At 53.1% G+C, this 14728-nt stretch carries 18 protein-coding genes, 1 tRNA gene and 1 pseudogene; 5 read left to right on the plus strand and 15 right to left on the minus strand.

Annotated features, from left to right (window positions below; translation table 11 throughout):
* The 3 genes and pseudogenes from AC2FLB_RS05990 to AC2FLB_RS06000 form a co-directional block, all read right to left on the minus strand.
* Nucleotides 1-3129: calcium-binding protein (locus tag AC2FLB_RS05990; protein ID WP_496708841.1), on the minus strand; the 3129-nt coding region annotated here is incomplete at its 3' end.
* Between the two features lie 38 nt (nt 3130-3167).
* Nucleotides 3168-3614: a hypothetical protein gene (locus tag AC2FLB_RS05995; protein ID WP_496708842.1), complete on the minus strand. Its 447-nt coding sequence runs from the start codon at nt 3612-3614 to the stop codon at nt 3168-3170.
* A gap of 172 nt (nt 3615-3786) precedes the next feature.
* Nucleotides 3787-3996 (minus strand): annotated as a pseudogene (locus tag AC2FLB_RS06000) (transposase); the annotation flags it as partial.
* Nucleotides 3997-4531: 535 nt separating this feature from the next.
* On the opposite strand from AC2FLB_RS06000, the gene AC2FLB_RS06005 reads away from it, so the two are divergent.
* Nucleotides 4532-4717 carry a hypothetical protein gene (locus AC2FLB_RS06005; protein WP_496708843.1) on the plus strand — a complete coding sequence of 62 codons (186 nt, stop codon included), beginning with the start codon at nt 4532-4534 and terminating at the stop codon, nt 4715-4717.
* A 398-nt stretch (nt 4718-5115) separates the two neighbouring features.
* On the opposite strand, the gene AC2FLB_RS06010 is transcribed toward AC2FLB_RS06005, so the two are convergent.
* Complete coding sequence (locus AC2FLB_RS06010) at nt 5116-5541, minus strand: hypothetical protein (RefSeq protein ID WP_496708844.1); 426 nt, start codon at nt 5539-5541, stop codon at nt 5116-5118.
* Nucleotides 5542-5702: 161 nt separating this feature from the next.
* Here AC2FLB_RS06010 and AC2FLB_RS06015 point away from each other — a divergent pair, with 161 nt between their 5' ends.
* From AC2FLB_RS06015 to AC2FLB_RS06025, 3 genes are read left to right on the plus strand one after another with little or no spacing between them, the layout of a single operon-like run.
* Nucleotides 5703-6149, plus strand: coding sequence for a hypothetical protein (locus AC2FLB_RS06015; RefSeq protein WP_496708845.1), 447 nt, complete (start codon nt 5703-5705; stop codon nt 6147-6149).
* A 40-nt stretch (nt 6150-6189) separates the two neighbouring features.
* Complete coding sequence (locus AC2FLB_RS06020; RefSeq protein ID WP_496708846.1) at nt 6190-6426, plus strand: hypothetical protein; 237 nt, start codon at nt 6190-6192, stop codon at nt 6424-6426.
* The gene (locus AC2FLB_RS06025; RefSeq protein ID WP_496708847.1) at nt 6426-7517 is read left to right on the plus strand and encodes a tyrosine-type recombinase/integrase; all 1092 of its coding nucleotides are present in this window, start codon (nt 6426-6428) and stop codon (nt 7515-7517) included. The genes AC2FLB_RS06020 and AC2FLB_RS06025 overlap by 1 nt, the downstream gene beginning before the upstream one ends.
* Nucleotides 7518-7558: 41 nt before the next feature.
* Here the strand turns inward: AC2FLB_RS06025 and AC2FLB_RS06030 are convergent.
* The 6 genes from AC2FLB_RS06030 to AC2FLB_RS06055 form a co-directional block, all read right to left on the minus strand.
* Nucleotides 7559-7633 (minus strand) — tRNA-Phe (locus AC2FLB_RS06030).
* Between the two features lie 79 nt (nt 7634-7712).
* Nucleotides 7713-7895: a DNA gyrase inhibitor YacG gene (locus tag AC2FLB_RS06035; protein WP_281995647.1), complete on the minus strand. Its 183-nt coding sequence runs from the start codon at nt 7893-7895 to the stop codon at nt 7713-7715.
* Nucleotides 7892-8914 (minus strand): ribonuclease E/G, encoded by a 1023-nt coding sequence (locus AC2FLB_RS06040; RefSeq protein ID WP_142639006.1) that lies wholly within the window; start codon nt 8912-8914, stop codon nt 7892-7894. The genes AC2FLB_RS06035 and AC2FLB_RS06040 overlap by 4 nt, the downstream gene beginning before the upstream one ends.
* Nucleotides 8911-9489: a Maf family protein gene (locus AC2FLB_RS06045; RefSeq protein ID WP_496692242.1), complete on the minus strand. Its 579-nt coding sequence runs from the start codon at nt 9487-9489 to the stop codon at nt 8911-8913. The genes AC2FLB_RS06040 and AC2FLB_RS06045 overlap by 4 nt, the downstream gene beginning before the upstream one ends.
* Nucleotides 9490-9499: 10 nt before the next feature.
* Nucleotides 9500-9718: a translation initiation factor IF-1 gene (infA, locus tag AC2FLB_RS06050; RefSeq protein ID WP_005978431.1), complete on the minus strand. Its 219-nt coding sequence runs from the start codon at nt 9716-9718 to the stop codon at nt 9500-9502.
* Nucleotides 9719-9809: 91 nt separating this feature from the next.
* A complete protein-coding gene (locus AC2FLB_RS06055) occupies nt 9810-10685 on the minus strand; it encodes a carbon-nitrogen hydrolase family protein (RefSeq protein WP_496692241.1) in 876 nt (291 codons plus the stop codon).
* A gap of 169 nt (nt 10686-10854) precedes the next feature.
* On the opposite strand from AC2FLB_RS06055, the gene AC2FLB_RS06060 reads away from it, so the two are divergent.
* Nucleotides 10855-11772: a hypothetical protein gene (locus AC2FLB_RS06060; protein WP_496708848.1), complete on the plus strand. Its 918-nt coding sequence runs from the start codon at nt 10855-10857 to the stop codon at nt 11770-11772.
* Nucleotides 11773-11822: 50 nt separating this feature from the next.
* Here the strand turns inward: AC2FLB_RS06060 and AC2FLB_RS06065 are convergent, their stop codons facing one another.
* The 5 genes from AC2FLB_RS06065 to AC2FLB_RS06085 form a co-directional block, all read right to left on the minus strand.
* Nucleotides 11823-12416: a GNAT family N-acetyltransferase gene (locus AC2FLB_RS06065; protein WP_496692239.1), complete on the minus strand. Its 594-nt coding sequence runs from the start codon at nt 12414-12416 to the stop codon at nt 11823-11825.
* Complete coding sequence (locus AC2FLB_RS06070) at nt 12409-12807, minus strand: ketosteroid isomerase-related protein (protein ID WP_496701175.1); 399 nt, start codon at nt 12805-12807, stop codon at nt 12409-12411. The genes AC2FLB_RS06065 and AC2FLB_RS06070 overlap by 8 nt, the downstream gene beginning before the upstream one ends.
* 2 nt (nt 12808-12809) lie before the next feature.
* The gene (locus AC2FLB_RS06075) at nt 12810-13262 is read right to left on the minus strand and encodes an arsenate-mycothiol transferase ArsC (RefSeq protein ID WP_142639018.1); all 453 of its coding nucleotides are present in this window, start codon (nt 13260-13262) and stop codon (nt 12810-12812) included.
* 3 nt (nt 13263-13265) lie between these two features.
* Nucleotides 13266-13745: a UPF0262 family protein gene (locus AC2FLB_RS06080; protein WP_142639020.1), complete on the minus strand. Its 480-nt coding sequence runs from the start codon at nt 13743-13745 to the stop codon at nt 13266-13268.
* A gap of 86 nt (nt 13746-13831) precedes the next feature.
* The gene (locus AC2FLB_RS06085) at nt 13832-14629 is read right to left on the minus strand and encodes a hypothetical protein (RefSeq protein ID WP_496708849.1); all 798 of its coding nucleotides are present in this window, start codon (nt 14627-14629) and stop codon (nt 13832-13834) included.
* Between the last annotated feature and the right edge of the window lie 99 nt (nt 14630-14728).

The raw sequence follows: 14728 nt of genomic DNA on the forward strand, positions 1-14728 counted from the left end.
CGTTAGGTACTTGCTTAAATCCAGCGTATCGAAACCATCATTTCGGTTGGTGATCCGGTCATCGCCCGAGTGATAGACAATCGTGTCATCGCCATGGCTCGCGTAGAACGTGTCATTGCCCGCTCCGTCGACAATCGTCTCGCCATATTTGGTTCCAACAATCGTGTCGTCACCATCTGTCGATTGATCTGACAGTGCGCGATCTCGGATGCCGATTTCATCCAGTGTGCCATCGGAGAACATGATGGTTTCAATATTCGTCCCGTCCGCACCGATGTCATGATAGTGCTGATACGTCAGGGTGATCGTTCCGTCAGGAGTCTCGATGAGTACAGAGTCACCGCTGCTGGAGAAGCTGACCTGATCAGATGAATACTTGCTCAGATCAAGCGTGTCCTGACCCCGGTTCGAATGGTGGCCATGAATGACGTCATCACCCGAATTGTAAATGATCGTGTCGTCGCCATATCCAGCCTTAAGTACGTCGTTCCCCGAACCGCCAATAAGCTTATCATTTCCACCACTGCCATCAATCACATCGTTGCCAGCCCCACCCGCAAGAACCTCTGCCTCATTGGTTCCGGTGAGGGTTTCGTTTGCATCAGTTCCGAGTATTTGTGCCGCCGCTGCGGCTTGCCATTCAACAAGAGAAACGTTGAGCAACGTTATTGATTCATCATTGCCATAAGTGACGACGACGTCGCTGTTTTGCTGCGCAATCGAAACGCCTGCTGGAGGTAAACTGGGATTTAATGCAGCGCCCGAGATTGTAATCACACTTGATGTGGGCTGAAACCCTGTGAAGTACTTGTTGCCGCTCCCAGGCTCGACGTTGATTTCCGTTTGATCTCCAATGTCCTCCGGGCCAGAGGGTGTTTGTGGGTCATCCAGCGTAATGGTAATTGAGCCATTCGATGAAACGGAATTTCCGTCAAAACTCCCGCCGTGCACAAACCAAGTACCCAAATCTGCCGCGTTGGAAATCGTTCCAACCTCATGAAGGAAAGACGTGTAATCGTCGAATTTCGCAACTCCGGCACCATCTTGTAGATAAACGTCAAAGAAGTCGGTGGAGGACACACCGGCCGCCGCATATACGATCCATGATAGAAAATAGTAATCGTTAATGTCTGGATCTCCGGATGATTTTAATCCGGACGCGAAATCACGAGTACTTTTGTTTACCCAATCCTCGAAATTGTAGACTTCACCGTCTAAGTACTCGTCCCCGTTTTCATCTATGAAGACTTGCAGGGTTACGTCGCTAACACGGATTGCGTTTGTTTGCACCGAAGCCGTTGCCTGACCCTGAATTCCCAAAAAGTCGACAATCATATCCTCGACGCCTCCAGGCGAGGGCGACTGCGAGCTTCCTACGTCGGCTTGGAAGGAGTAGGTCCATACAAGCTCCGCGCCGGTTGAAGGCGCGAAAGCATAAACGTCTTCAGCGTGCGTATCCACATCAATCACGCGACCATCAACAGCGACGGTATCAGTGCTGTCCGGATTCAGGAGGACAACGTCAATTTCGTCCCAGTTGAAACCTGGCCCGAGACCGAAATCATCAAGCGTCATAGTTTGGAAATTGTCTTCGGTAAGGTTGGTTACATCAACGACCAAGATCCCTGCTTGGTCACTTGGGCTTTCTGAGGTCAGTTGAATCTTGTCAGCACCTTCGCCGCCCCAGACAATAGCGGTACCAGTAGACCCGATGTCTATGTTGAATGCATCGCCAAGATCACCACCAGCCAAAAATGAAACGTCATTGGCGTTGGCGGTAAACTCGTCGACACCAACGCCACCAATGGCAACTTCGATACTGGAACTCTCGAGGTTCAGAGTGACACCGTCAGTTCCCTCAACGATGGCGGTATCGCGCCCCTCGCCGCCATCAACCACAGTATCTTCGGCGTCGAAGTAAAGGATGTCATCCCCCGCATCACCGCGGAGAATATCCGCGCCGCCGCCACCGAACAGCATGTCGTCGCCAGCGCCTCCGATTAGAGTGTCATCGCCGGAAATTACGTTTGGTTCTTCAGCGCCATGATAGTTTTCCTCACTATTGTCGCCATAAAGTACATCCGCGCCCTCTTCACCTTCGATAACGTCGTCGCCAGAACCACCGACAAGCACGTCGTTGCCGTCACCACCTAAGAGGTTGTCGTTGTCCTCATGGCCATAAAATCTGTCGTCCCCGGTGCGGCCCATTACAAGGTCCCTACCCTCACCCCCCAGAACAAGGGCCGGGGAGCCACCAAAAAATTCGCCCAGGGCTTCAACATCAATTACCTCGGAGCTGAAGTTTCCAACATAGATAGTGTATTCATCGATGTGGTATACAGCTGCGGCTTCAATTTCAGCTTCTACAGTCAGATTCCCTTCCGGATATGGCAAAATGGAAGATGTTTTATCAACATAATCTTTGTCAGAAGAATAATCTTTATCAGAGTATGTGAAGGTTTGTATTGAACTGTTGTCATAAACAAATTCAACCCTTATTCCGTTTTCATATGGGTCAATATCCGATCCATAGATGTAGTTGAAAATATCCGATAAAATACCACCTCCGGTGAAGTCAAAATTGTCCTGGAAAGGACGGATCTCCGCATTTAGTATTTCTTTACTACCATCTGGATTAATTACAAATTTCAAATCTGATTGATCTTGCGGTCGGCTTCCAAGCAAATATGAAGAGTTTTGAAAGATATAGGATCTCTCCGCCGTCAAGTCATTGTCATCATATTTGTGACTGTGTTTAATTACCAAGTTATCTGAATAATCCGGGTGAAAAGGAAGGCGCCCTTCGAGTTCGTTCACTATCTGAGAAAGTGTGTACTCCCCAACAGGCAAAGTTGAAACTTCGAAGAAGTCTCGGACAACTTCGAATTCAGATAGCTTCACAAACCTACCCGCACCATTACTCATCATATCTTGACCGTCGATTTGCAACTTGACTACGCGCACCAGTTGACCATCAACTAATTCAGTTGGGAGTGATTGAATATAGGCTTCTGACTTCAATCGGTCATACAAATTTTCAGGTAAACTCTTCTCACCCCACAAAAAAATATTTGTAATTGTTTCAGCGTCAAAAACTGAAAGGGTCTCGCTGGACGATGTCAACTTCATATCTCAACCTTTATTAGTCTCACTGGCCAGCAAAAGTATTATTTACAAGAAATCTGACGATGCTTGCTCCAAGCCTTTTTTTCAATATTCACTTTTCGCACAGAAAAGATTTTCCCATGCTTGGAAACTCGGAAGTCTATGCTATCTGCCGATTTCCTCGATTCATAATAAATTGCAATGCTATATCGCGGTCGTTTCAACTTGGATTCACTTACGATAGTATCGCCGACCCTATAATAGTTTTCCATGTAGTTTTCAAATGAACCAAACTGGTGGGGTTCTCCCTCAATAGTTTGATACCATTTCAATGCAATCTCGCAATCACTAATACCTCTTGGCAATGTATCATGCCACCCTGCAATGTGAATAATAACTCGCAATACTGCCCAAAAAAGAAGAGGTGTCACAATCACATATAGTAGGTATTTTGATTTAAGTATATCTTTCGAAATTTGAATCATAAAGACCCGATCAACATCAAACACTGTGGTATAACGCCGCTTTTTAGGTGTGCAATTATAGCGTTGTTCTACCTATGGTTATCGATCTAATTCGCTTAGTGTCAAGTGCTTACTGTCCGTCGTCAGATTTTTTGACACCAGTGGCGGTGTAAACTGAGAGAGTGTTCGGCTCATCTGTTTGGGCTAGGCTCAGGACTCATAACCAGAGTATAACTGTTGCGTCGAGAGCTATTGCAGATAAGAAGACCATTGGGCACCGGTCATAGCGGGTTGCGACACGCCGCCAGTCTTTCAGTCGACCAAACGTGATCTCGATCCGATTGCGGCCTGGGATGCACGCGCTTGTGCCTCTGACTTTCAACGCGTCTCTGAACCAATCGGCATCGTAACCGCGATCACCCAGCAACCGTTCGACATTACAGGTCACGGAATAAGCTGTTCTGACGGGAGAATTTTCAACTACGTAGACAGCCATGCACGAGGTTGCGCGAGAAGTTCCGTTACCGTTAGCCGAACAGGCTTCTGGGCCTACGACATCAATCCGTCGCCACATTGTACTTCGCATTATCGCCTCCGGCCAGCGCTATTGCATTGCTTGTCCCATAGTAGACGTTCGTGCGCCTTGCAGCATCGGTCAAAATGGGCTCTGAGTTTGAATTCGCTGCGCCTTGCACGAACGTCCGGTGTTGGGGCCAAACGGGATCAGTGAACTTGAGTGCACCGCGATTTGGTCGCTGTCCATCGCCCCGAGTTTGTCGGAGACCATCTACTTAGATAAGAATGATGGACATCTCAAAGACTAAGATGGAAAATCCTGAGCCCGATTTAAGTATTTAATAACAATATTTTACCATGATACTTCTTACAGGTTGGCAGGAAATCATTTAGGATTTAGCAGGAATGGCGGGAAAAACCCGGCATAGAACCCACGGGATCAATCTATGACCCACCCAACAAATTTCATCGAAATCATCGAACAAGCTGTTGCCGCATGTGAGGCTGGTGATGCGCGCCAAATTAAAGCCCTGATGCAGGTCAATAACCATGCGTTGCAAGCGCGGGATGAACGAGATGCGGCGGCAGCGGCGTTGCGGATATTTGCAGATCACATTGAAGCCGCAGCCTGACAGTCGATCTGTCTGGGCGGCCAAGTGAACTCAAGTTCACTGCCATTCCCGTCGTTATCGATCAAGCAAAGACGGTGCCCGGAGCTTCCGATTCACCAAGGTCGAAGAAAGCTATTCTGCCACATGAAGCAAAAGAAATTGTCGAGCCTCCTGGTTAGAGACCTACGAGCCGCAATGCTGCTTGTTGGACGTCCAGGCTCTATCGTACCTATTTGTGCGTATACTTCTCCCCCTGACGAATTTCTCCCCTGATAGACCCTGAAAAATTCTGACAAGAAGCAGCCGACCTATTTCAGGGTGGCTGCGTATTCGTTGAGTGTATGTAGAAGTCCTTATACGTATAATCTGGCCCCTTTCCGCCCCCTCCCTGGGGCAATTCTGCCCCCTCCCTAGGGTACCTAAGCACCTTTGTCTTGGGTAACGGAACCCCCAGAGGGTGAGCCGGGTTCGGCGACAACATGGGAACTTTTCGTGACCGGTACCATTCCCTCATCGAGGAGAACCCTAATCTCTTTCTGCGGAAGGTTCCGAAACGTACCCATCCTCGTTTCGATAAGCCCCATCGTCTCAAGTTTCTTGACGTGACGCTCCATGGTTTTGCGATCCATCTTCAATGTGTCCGCCAACTTCCGGAGCGACACTACAGTCCACTTATAGCCGTCTTCATCGGTTAGGATAGACGTGCGCCACCACGCATGCAGCCGCCAAAGCATGACGCCACCATAGGTGGTTCCGGCCTTGTCGAAATAGAACTCGGAATAGCGCGATACCCCTTCTGGATCACGCGCTTTGGACTTTCCGTCACTGGCTTGCTCACTTGTCAACGCAACCTCCCGCAGTTGTCCCCCTGACTTGGCGCATGGTGACACACGGCGGATGTTGAGGGCCGCTCGGAAGTCTTTCTGCGACTAGCGGAGAAATAAGCCTATTGCATGAAGCAATAGCATGTCCTATTGTCTCATACAATAGGCCGAGGAGGACGGGTATGGCAGTCGAAATTATGCACCCTGGAACAACTGCATGTAAGGTGGCCGGCATAAACAAGCAGCGGTTCAACGAAGCAGTCGCGGCTGATCGCTACCCCTGCGCGCCGGCTGTTAAGAAGGGCGGCACCCGATATTTCAATCAGGACGACCTAGTCGCGTTGTTTGTCTACGCGCGCCTGATTGAGCAAGACATTCCGGCAGGTGTGGCCGGTGAAATCGCGTGTGACCTCAGGTCCAAGCTGAATGATTTCCCCAACGCCGTGGAAGTGAAAATTCCGCGACAAAAGGAACATGTGAAAGGGCCACAGGGACAAGAAACCGGCACGCCTCTTGTTGAGGGCGAAGAGTATTCGGTCCTGATCGAAATGGCGTTCGACGTAGCTGGCATCCGCGGCGAAGTCGAGCGCAGGCTCAAGATTGGAGCCGGAGACTGCGAGACTGGATAAATGAGACGGATGAAGCCGAATTCAGAATGTGGGGATGCTGATGGCTAACGCCAACCTTAACATCAGTGTCGTCGAGAAGCGAATGCTGAAACAGTCTGAGGCGGCGGACTATACCGGCCTGCCGGTCAAACACTTCAAGACAACCTGCCCGGTTCAACCGGTTGAGATGCGTCCCGGCTCGATCCTGTGGGACAAGCGTGACTTGGACAAGTGGATTGATGCGATGAAGGAAGGGGCTGAGATGGCGACGCAAGACGCCATCCTCGGCAAGCTGTAATGACGCGGATAAGGGTGAAGGGCTTTAAGATATTCGATGATCGACACGGGATACCGCGCTGCTATCATCGCGCTACGGGCCACAAGATCGACCTGAAAAAGAACCCGCTGGGATCGGCTGGGTTCTTCGCGGAGTGCGCCCGTGTTGCGGTCATTGCAGAGGCGCGGAAGGCGCAAACCCCCAAGCCGGGAACGCTTGCCGGGCTGGTCAATTTCTATTTTCAGACTGAGCACTTTGGAAATCTGGCGGACGCTACCAAGCGCGACTACCGCAAGTGTGCTGACTTCTTGCACCCGATCCGCGACACGCCCGTTTCCGCGATCACGACACCCCTTGTGTCGGGCATCCATGACAAGGCGGCGGGAAAGATCGGCTGGCGGCGCGCAAACTTGGTCCGCACATTCCTGAGCCAAGTCTTTCGGTATGCCATTCCGAAAGGGCTGATCGATCGGGACTACGCAGCGGATGTCATTCCCAAGCCGCGACCGAAAGATCGGCCCTATGCCAACCGTCCCTGGACGGTCGAGGAACGGGCGGTTGTGCTGGACCGGGCCGCGCCTCACGTTCGGACGGCGGTCGCACTCATTATGAACACTGGCCTTGATCCGTCCGACGCGCTCAAGCTGACTCGTCGCCAGATCGATGGCAACACGATCTGGGGCGTCCGGGGCAAGACCGGGCAAGAGGTCGCCATTCCGATCGGTCCGACGCTGCAAGTTGCTCTGGACGCTGCGCCGGCCCACGACGCGGTGACCATTCTTGCAACGTCTAGCGGGAAGCCGTGGACCTACAACGGCTTTTCGACGGTCTGGCACCGATTCAAGAAGAAACTAGAGGCTGAGGGTATGGTGCAGCCGGGCCTGACCCTCAAGGGGCTGCGGCATACCGTGGCCACGACGCTGCGCGAGGCGGGGCTTGAGGAACGCCAGATTGCGGACCTGCTTGGGCAAAAAACTCCGTCGATGGCCCGTCACTATTCCCGGTCCGCGAACCTTGCAGATCGCAACCGGGTCACAATGGAAAGGCTGGAGCAGGAGAACGAACGTAGATCGAAAGTTGTCAAACCCTTCGGAAAAAGTGTCAAACCCTGAGGGGGTTGGATGATAATATCTAGCAATATCATATGATTAAGTGGTGCCCGGGGGCGGAATCGAACCACCGACACGAGGATTTTCAATCCACTGCTCTACCCCTGAGCTACCCGGGCACGGATACGGCTTTTGCCGTTGGGTGGAGGCGTTCTATGACTTGCTACTGGCAGTGTCCAGAGGCTTTTTTACATTTTTTCAATGTGGGCGCGGCATCTCAGTTTCAGTTGAAGAAACATCCTGTTCAACGTCTTCTTCACGCTGCGAAGGAACCGCGTAAGACCCGTTCAGCCACTTGGCCAAATCAATGTCTGCACAGCGTTTCGAACAAAAAGGACGGAATTGAGACACCGTTGGTTCGTGACAGATCGGACAGCTCATTTCAGCACCTCCGCAAGGGAAATCCGGCCGCGTTTGCGTTGCAACTCATAGTGACCCAACGGGGTCCATCCTGCCAGAATCGTCTCGATCGGATCAGACTTGAATGCAGATCGCAAAGCGGCTTCGAAACCGCGCCGGTCTTTCTTGGGCATTGGAGCGAGGTCGAGCGTGATCTGCCCCCCCAACCCACGGACACGCAATGCACGTGGCAGTGCTTTTGCGCAGGCGAAATTGGCCTTGGTTCCGGCGGCCATCGAGGTGTCTGAACCCGTGTTTACATCTACGGCCACCAGGGCGCGGGTGGGCTGGATATAGATGTGTCCGCCCCCGGCCAATGGTTCTGATATTCCGCCCGCCTGATCCAATGCATCCAAGACACCATGCGCCTCAAAGGCGCCGGGCTCGGTGACGACCTCGGCCGGGTCGGTCCAGTCGCGCCAGGCCAAAACATGCGGCCCATCACCTGCGAGCAGAACCTCAGGCTCGGTACCGGGATCGTTCATCACAGCATCGGCATGAGCCAGCATGACGCCGATATCTTCAGCAATCTCTTGGGCATTCTCGCCCTGACAGCAGGACCGCAGGATCAACCCATGTTCGCTGCCCGCCATCGCCTCATGTGCAATTTCCAGCAAGCGGTCGCGTTCATCCTCATCCCGGATACTGCGCGAGATATTCAGGCCAGGCGCATCCGGTGTGACAATCGCAAAGCGGCTTTTAAACAGCACGCGATCCGTCACCGGCAGCGCCTTTCCGGGTTCGACAAAACCGGTCACCTGGACCAGCTTGAGCTCTCCGGGGGCCAATCCTTTGACCTGTCGCAAAAAGGCCTGGCCGTCCGGCGTGGCCAGAAACATCCCACCCTGCCCCTTGACCGGGCGATCCGCCCGCGCCCGGTAGATAGTACCGGGGGCCGGGGCTTCGGAAGCAATCAGGAAATCGTCAAGCTTTCCGTCCACCATCAACGCCGCTGCCTCGCGGTTGTTGATGTGGTCTAAAACGATGGTACGCCCCTTCATAGTGCCTCGCGATACAAAGGATAGCCGATGCCCTGCAGCAAAGCGGCAGTCTCGGATAATGGTAGTCCCACGATGCCGGTAAATGAGCCGGAAATCCATGGGATGAACGCCCCTGCAGGCCCCTGGATTGCATATGCACCGGCTTTGCCTTGCCAGTCACCGGTTGCCAGATAGGCATTGATCTCAACATCCGACAGGCGCTTGACCTTGACCTGAGACACCACATCGCGTTGCGATATGCGGTCGCCGCGCCGAACCGCAACCGAGGTAATCACCCGGTGCCGCCGTCCAGACAGAGCGTGCAGAAACTCGGCCGCCTGACCTGCATCTTCAGGCTTTCCCAAGATGCGCCGACCCAGCGCGACCGTGGTGTCCGCACAAAGTGTGACATCATCGCTTTCGGCGGGAACAGCTTGCACCTTGGCGCGTGTGATCCGGTGGCAGTAGGGCACCGGCAGCTCACCTTTCAAAGGCGTTTCGTCAATGTCCGGGGCGCGGATGGCGTCGGGCTGCACACCAAGCTGCGCCAGCAGGTCCAGCCGCCTTGGACTGCCCGATCCGAGAATAAACGCCATGTGTCGGGCGTTACTTAAAGCGATAGTTGATCCGACCTTTGGTCAGATCGTAGGGGGTCATCTCGACTTGAACTTTGTCGCCAGCCAGAACACGGATGCGGTTTTTGCGCATCTTGCCTGCCGTATGTGCGATGATCTCATGGCCGTTTTCCAGCTCGACCCGAAACGTCGCATTAGGCAGGAGTTCCTTCACGACACCGGGAAATTCGAGCGTATCTTCCTTGGCCATGTTGTCTCCATAATTACGTTGCACCCGCAGAATCTACGGGGATGTGCGCCTAAATGAGCCTATTTGGGGCTTATTTCAAGGGCGTATTCACCTAAAGAGAGGATATTGTGACTGTTTCGACTCGACCGCACTGCTCGTCCCAATGGGCGCGGTTCAACACATGGCCATCCCGGCGCACATTGGCGATCGTTGTCAGGTCGACGTCGGCATAGGTCCAGCCAGGTTGGTTCAGCGCACCCTCTGCTAACACTCCGGTCGCGGGAAAACCCTTGTCAGGTGGACCAAAAATACCACCCGTTCCTGTATTCATATCTACCGCATCGGACCATTCGTTTTTGCCCACCAGAGACGCCATGACCGTAACACATTGGTTTTCCAGCGCACGCGACATAGCCCCGATGCGGACACGCCAGTACCCTGCCAACGCCTCGGTGCATGAGGGAACCAGGATTATATCCGCCTCACTTAGGGCTCTGCCCAGCAAGGGGAATTCACTGTCATAGCAGATCAGGATTCCGATTTTTCCAAGTGGGGTATCAAACAATTTCAGTGGTCCGCCCGGCGCGATATCCCAGTCTTCGCGTTCAAAGCGGGTCATGATCTGTTTGTCCTGATGGTCAAACGTCCCGTTCGGAGCGTAGAGCACAGCCCGGTTTACCGGACGGCCTGACCCGTCAATCACCGGAGCGGATGCGCCCAGGATGTAGGTCTCATGCTCTTGAGCCAGACGCGAATGCAGGTCCTGCACGTCCCCCATCCGATCTGAAACAGCACGGATCGAGCGTTCCAGATCACCCGCTACTTCGGCCCCGTCCAAAGTCGACAATTCCATCGCGCCATACTCGGGGAAAACGAGAAGATCTGCCCCCTGCCCTGCGGCATCCGAGACCCAGCGGGCCAGCTTATCTTCATACTGCGCCCAGTTTTCGAGCCAGTCGAGGTTATAGGCGGCGGTGGCAAGTCTCATGGGGCATTCCTTGCAGTCTTAACTCGGCTGAAATCTAAGTGTGCGTTCGTGGACTGTATAGCCCAACCGTGACACATTGAATTTAGGACAGCTAGTTCATTTGTAAGCCCATGGCATACGAACTTCAGCACTGGTAAATGAGAGCAAGAAAATTGAGGATTTTCCAGTGATGAATTTTAGAATCCTTTGCTTGGTTTTAGGAACAACGTGCTTATCTGTGCCCGCGCTTGCGGACTGTTTTGATACGCCAACATGGCACGACGAACCGCTTACTCAGTTGTTTTTGGATGGTTTGGGTGATGGCAAAGAGCAAGACGTTAGACGAGCCAGTTTGACCATGTTGCTTATGTCCAAAGAACCCGCCCGCGAACAGCGGGATGAGTTAAAGTTCTATTTGATGCGGACGGCATTAATGCAATTCGATGGCGACAAAGGGGCGCTCAGGAAGAAACTGCAAGATGGTTCGCTTTATGATGTCATTCAACTGACTGACTTCTCCCGTTCGAACCCGAGGGATCAAAGCAGGATCATCTCCGCTTACTGGTTAAACGGGTGCGTTGAGGAAGCGCTTGAATTACTTGCCTCGACGAACAACTCGCTGACAAGCCAATACTATATGCCAATAGCCACCGGAGATGCTGAGTTACTTCGCAGCCTAGCGCAACGCCTGGAGCCGGGCGGATACCATCAAAAAAGACTAATTACTTTTGCAAAGCTGCTTGAGAGCCCGGACACCAAAGAAGAAACTCTTCAAGAGTTTTTGGATTATCTGGAGTCGGAAAGAACAGGTGCCGAGTCAGAGGATTGGATTGACAGCACTGGAGTAAAGGTTGCTCTGAACGTAATCCGAGGCAAGCAACTGGACCTGGAGCTGTTACCGACTGAACCTGTCTATGACCCGGTCGAACTAGAGCTCAGCGGTATGCGATTCTCAGCCTATGTCGCATGGATGGGCGCCGCTGGATTTTGCGAAGCGACTTGGAAAACATCTTTTGTCCTTCTAGGCACGCCAGCCGAAATTATGCCCTTCAATCGCGAGCTTCTTGAAGCGTCTGTGATCAGGTGCGTAGAAAATCATGATGGATGAGGGCCGGTAGACGTTGATTTCGGCTTTCTCTGCATAGTGGCCAAATCCATCTACAAATCCCTGATCCAGAACAGCAGCGGCTTCAGCGTCTCGCCTTCTTCCCCGATATCCCTCCACGAGAACTGCGCGACGACGCCGGGCAGTGGCTCATACCCTCTCGCCCGCCAGAAAGTGTCCAGCTGGCGGTAGGTATCAGGCCGCATCGGGTGATCGGTCGTGCGTTGCACACCGCAAAAGGCGCATTTGGTGAAGCCAAAGTTGCGCGCATGGGCTTCGCGCAGGTCAAAAAACCTATGCCCCACGCCCTGCCCGCGATAGTTGGGCAGCAAGACGGATTCGGCGCAGTAGAAGATCTGGGACAAGTCCAGCCCAGAGCCATCGAAGGCCGCCGCGAAATCGGCGGCATGGTCGACTAGCGGGGCGCCGGTCGATGCGCCGATCAGACGATCCCCGTCAAAGGCACCAACAACGATGGATCTGTCGCTGTCACGGTAGGATTGCAGGTATTTCCGCTCGTATTCCAGATCGCCGTCATAAAGATACGGCCATGCCCGAAACACCTCGATCCGCAAGCGAGCGACGTCATCCAGAGCCGCCTCAAGCGCCGCCCCGGTCAAGGCGCGAACGCCTGTGACCTCAGCCATTCGAGACCTGCTTGGTCCAGTCGGCCAGGTTGTAAAAGGTGGTGACCCGCGTGATCTTGCCATCCTTTAGGTCAAAGAACGACCCGGCTGGTAGGCGGTAGGTCTGCCCGCGTGCTTTGGGCAGGCCTTCATCCGTCTCAAGATAGGTGCCGTTCACGATGAATTCAGCGGCGGCACGGGTACCGCCATCGGCCGCGAACACAACGATATCGGTGAGGTTCTCGCGATAGCAGCGGTTCATGTGGTCACAAAAAGCTGCGAATTTCTCTTTGCCCACTCGTATCTGCCCTTCGTTCACATGATGGGCCACGTCGTCGGACAAACAGGCCAGCATGCCGGTTACGTCCCCGGCGTTGAAGGCTTCGAAATAGGTTTTGACGGTTTCGTTCATGGTCACTCCGTTGGTTCACCCCAGCGGTCCTTCAGATGCTGAATGATCTGATCGCGGGTCTGTCGGTAGTGATGTAACTTTTCCTCGCGGCTTTCACCCAGCCCGGTAGGGTCCATTATTGGCCAATAATCGACATCCAGATGAAAAACCCGCGTCAAATCCAGCGCACGGCGCTGGCTGGCCGGCGACAGCGCTACAATCAGATCGAACGAGCTGAGGTCGTCGCCCCATTCCTGCATTTCATCAAACGACCGGGACCGGTGACGTGAAAGCTCGACGTCGATTTCATGACAGACCGAAATGCAAAAGCCATCGATCTCAAGATCGTTGTGCACCCCGGCGGATTGCACATAGGTGCCGGTGCCATAAAACTTCTTCATGATGCCTTCGGCCATCGGAGATCGGACCGAATTGTGGTCGCAACAGAACAAGATGGACTGCGGCAGAGACGTCACCCGTCACCCCCCGAAATGCAATACGCAGATCAACGTAAACAGGCGACGGGCTGTGTCTGAATCAACTTCGGCCTTGCCTTCCAGCCGTTCCTGCAACACCCGACTGCCTTCGTTGTGGATACCGCGCCGGGCCATGTCGATGGTTTCGATCTGGCTGGGCGGCAAAGTCTTTACGGCGTCGAAATAGCTTTCACAGATCTGGAAGTAGTCCTTGACCACCTGCCTGAATGGTCCAAGGGACAGATGGAACTCGGCCGCTTTTTCTTCGGCTTCGGTGGCAATGTCGAAGACCAAACGCTTGTCACGGATCGAGAGTTGCACATGATACGGCCCTTCCGGAACCACACGATCATCGCGTTTGGGCAGCGCGAAAGCGTTATCCTCAAGCAGATCATAGATTGCCACCTTGCGCTCCTGCTCGATCTCGGGTGTCGGCGGGGGCAAGTTTCTATCATCCAGTTCGATGTGCGAAATTCGGGTCATGGTCGTTTGGTCCGTTCAGGTCGGGACAGACTTATCCCAATGGAAATAAATGGGCAACGCAGTGACGGGCCGTCCGACGAAAATCGTCAAAGCGGGTGTTCGGACGGATCTATTCCGTGTTTGCGCAACAGCGTATCGACCAGTGAACCAGAGTTGATTTGGCGGCCAAGAAAGATCTTTCGGAACCAGGATCCAAAAAAATGGACAGACATCTGTTGGTCCCACTTCAGAAAATCCAGTTTGGAAAGGTCGGGGTCATTCCAAAGGCCGCGATATCGCAATGGGATAGGATAGAGGACCGACCTTTGCACAGCCATCTCATGCTCTGGTGTGCCATAAAGAAAGTGAAACAGCATGGGCGGACCAAAGCTGAAAATTGGCAGGCTCCAATAGGTCGACCCGTTGAACATTTGGCTGTAGGTTTCCTTATGCTCTTGTGTCCACCATGGCGGCACCAGATCGCTGTCAAAAGCATATTTGCACATGGCTTGCAGCCCCGGACTGTCGCTGGGCAACGCAAGTACACCGTTCATGATCCGTTGTTTCTTGAGGTTCGCATTCGGAAAAAGATACCCGTTCTTTGTCTCAAATGGCCGGACCGCATAAGCATCCGCATCGGCCCAGATATAGTCGGTTTTTTGCATCAACTGCAGACGGAAAAGATCTGCATGAACGGCCACGGATCGGGTTATCGGATCGCGGTAGATCTCGGGAGTATCATAAATTTCGCGGGCATTGCGCGGCTCGATATAATCCGGAATGTCTTCAAGATCGCCATAGTGATAGACGATTGGCTTCTGGTCGACATCGGCGAAGGACTTCAGGCACAGATGTTCCAAAAAGCTAAAGCGCTTACCGATCCAGAGGGTCGCCACACGTTCCAAATCAACCTCCTTTAGATCCGGTCGCACATAAAGAGCGCCGCAATTTGCCCCTTGATTTCAAGCCCTATCGGGGAAAATCGGATGAGGTAATTGCAGGTG

The sequence above is a fragment of the Ruegeria sp. CDSA236 genome (assembly GCF_059611285.1).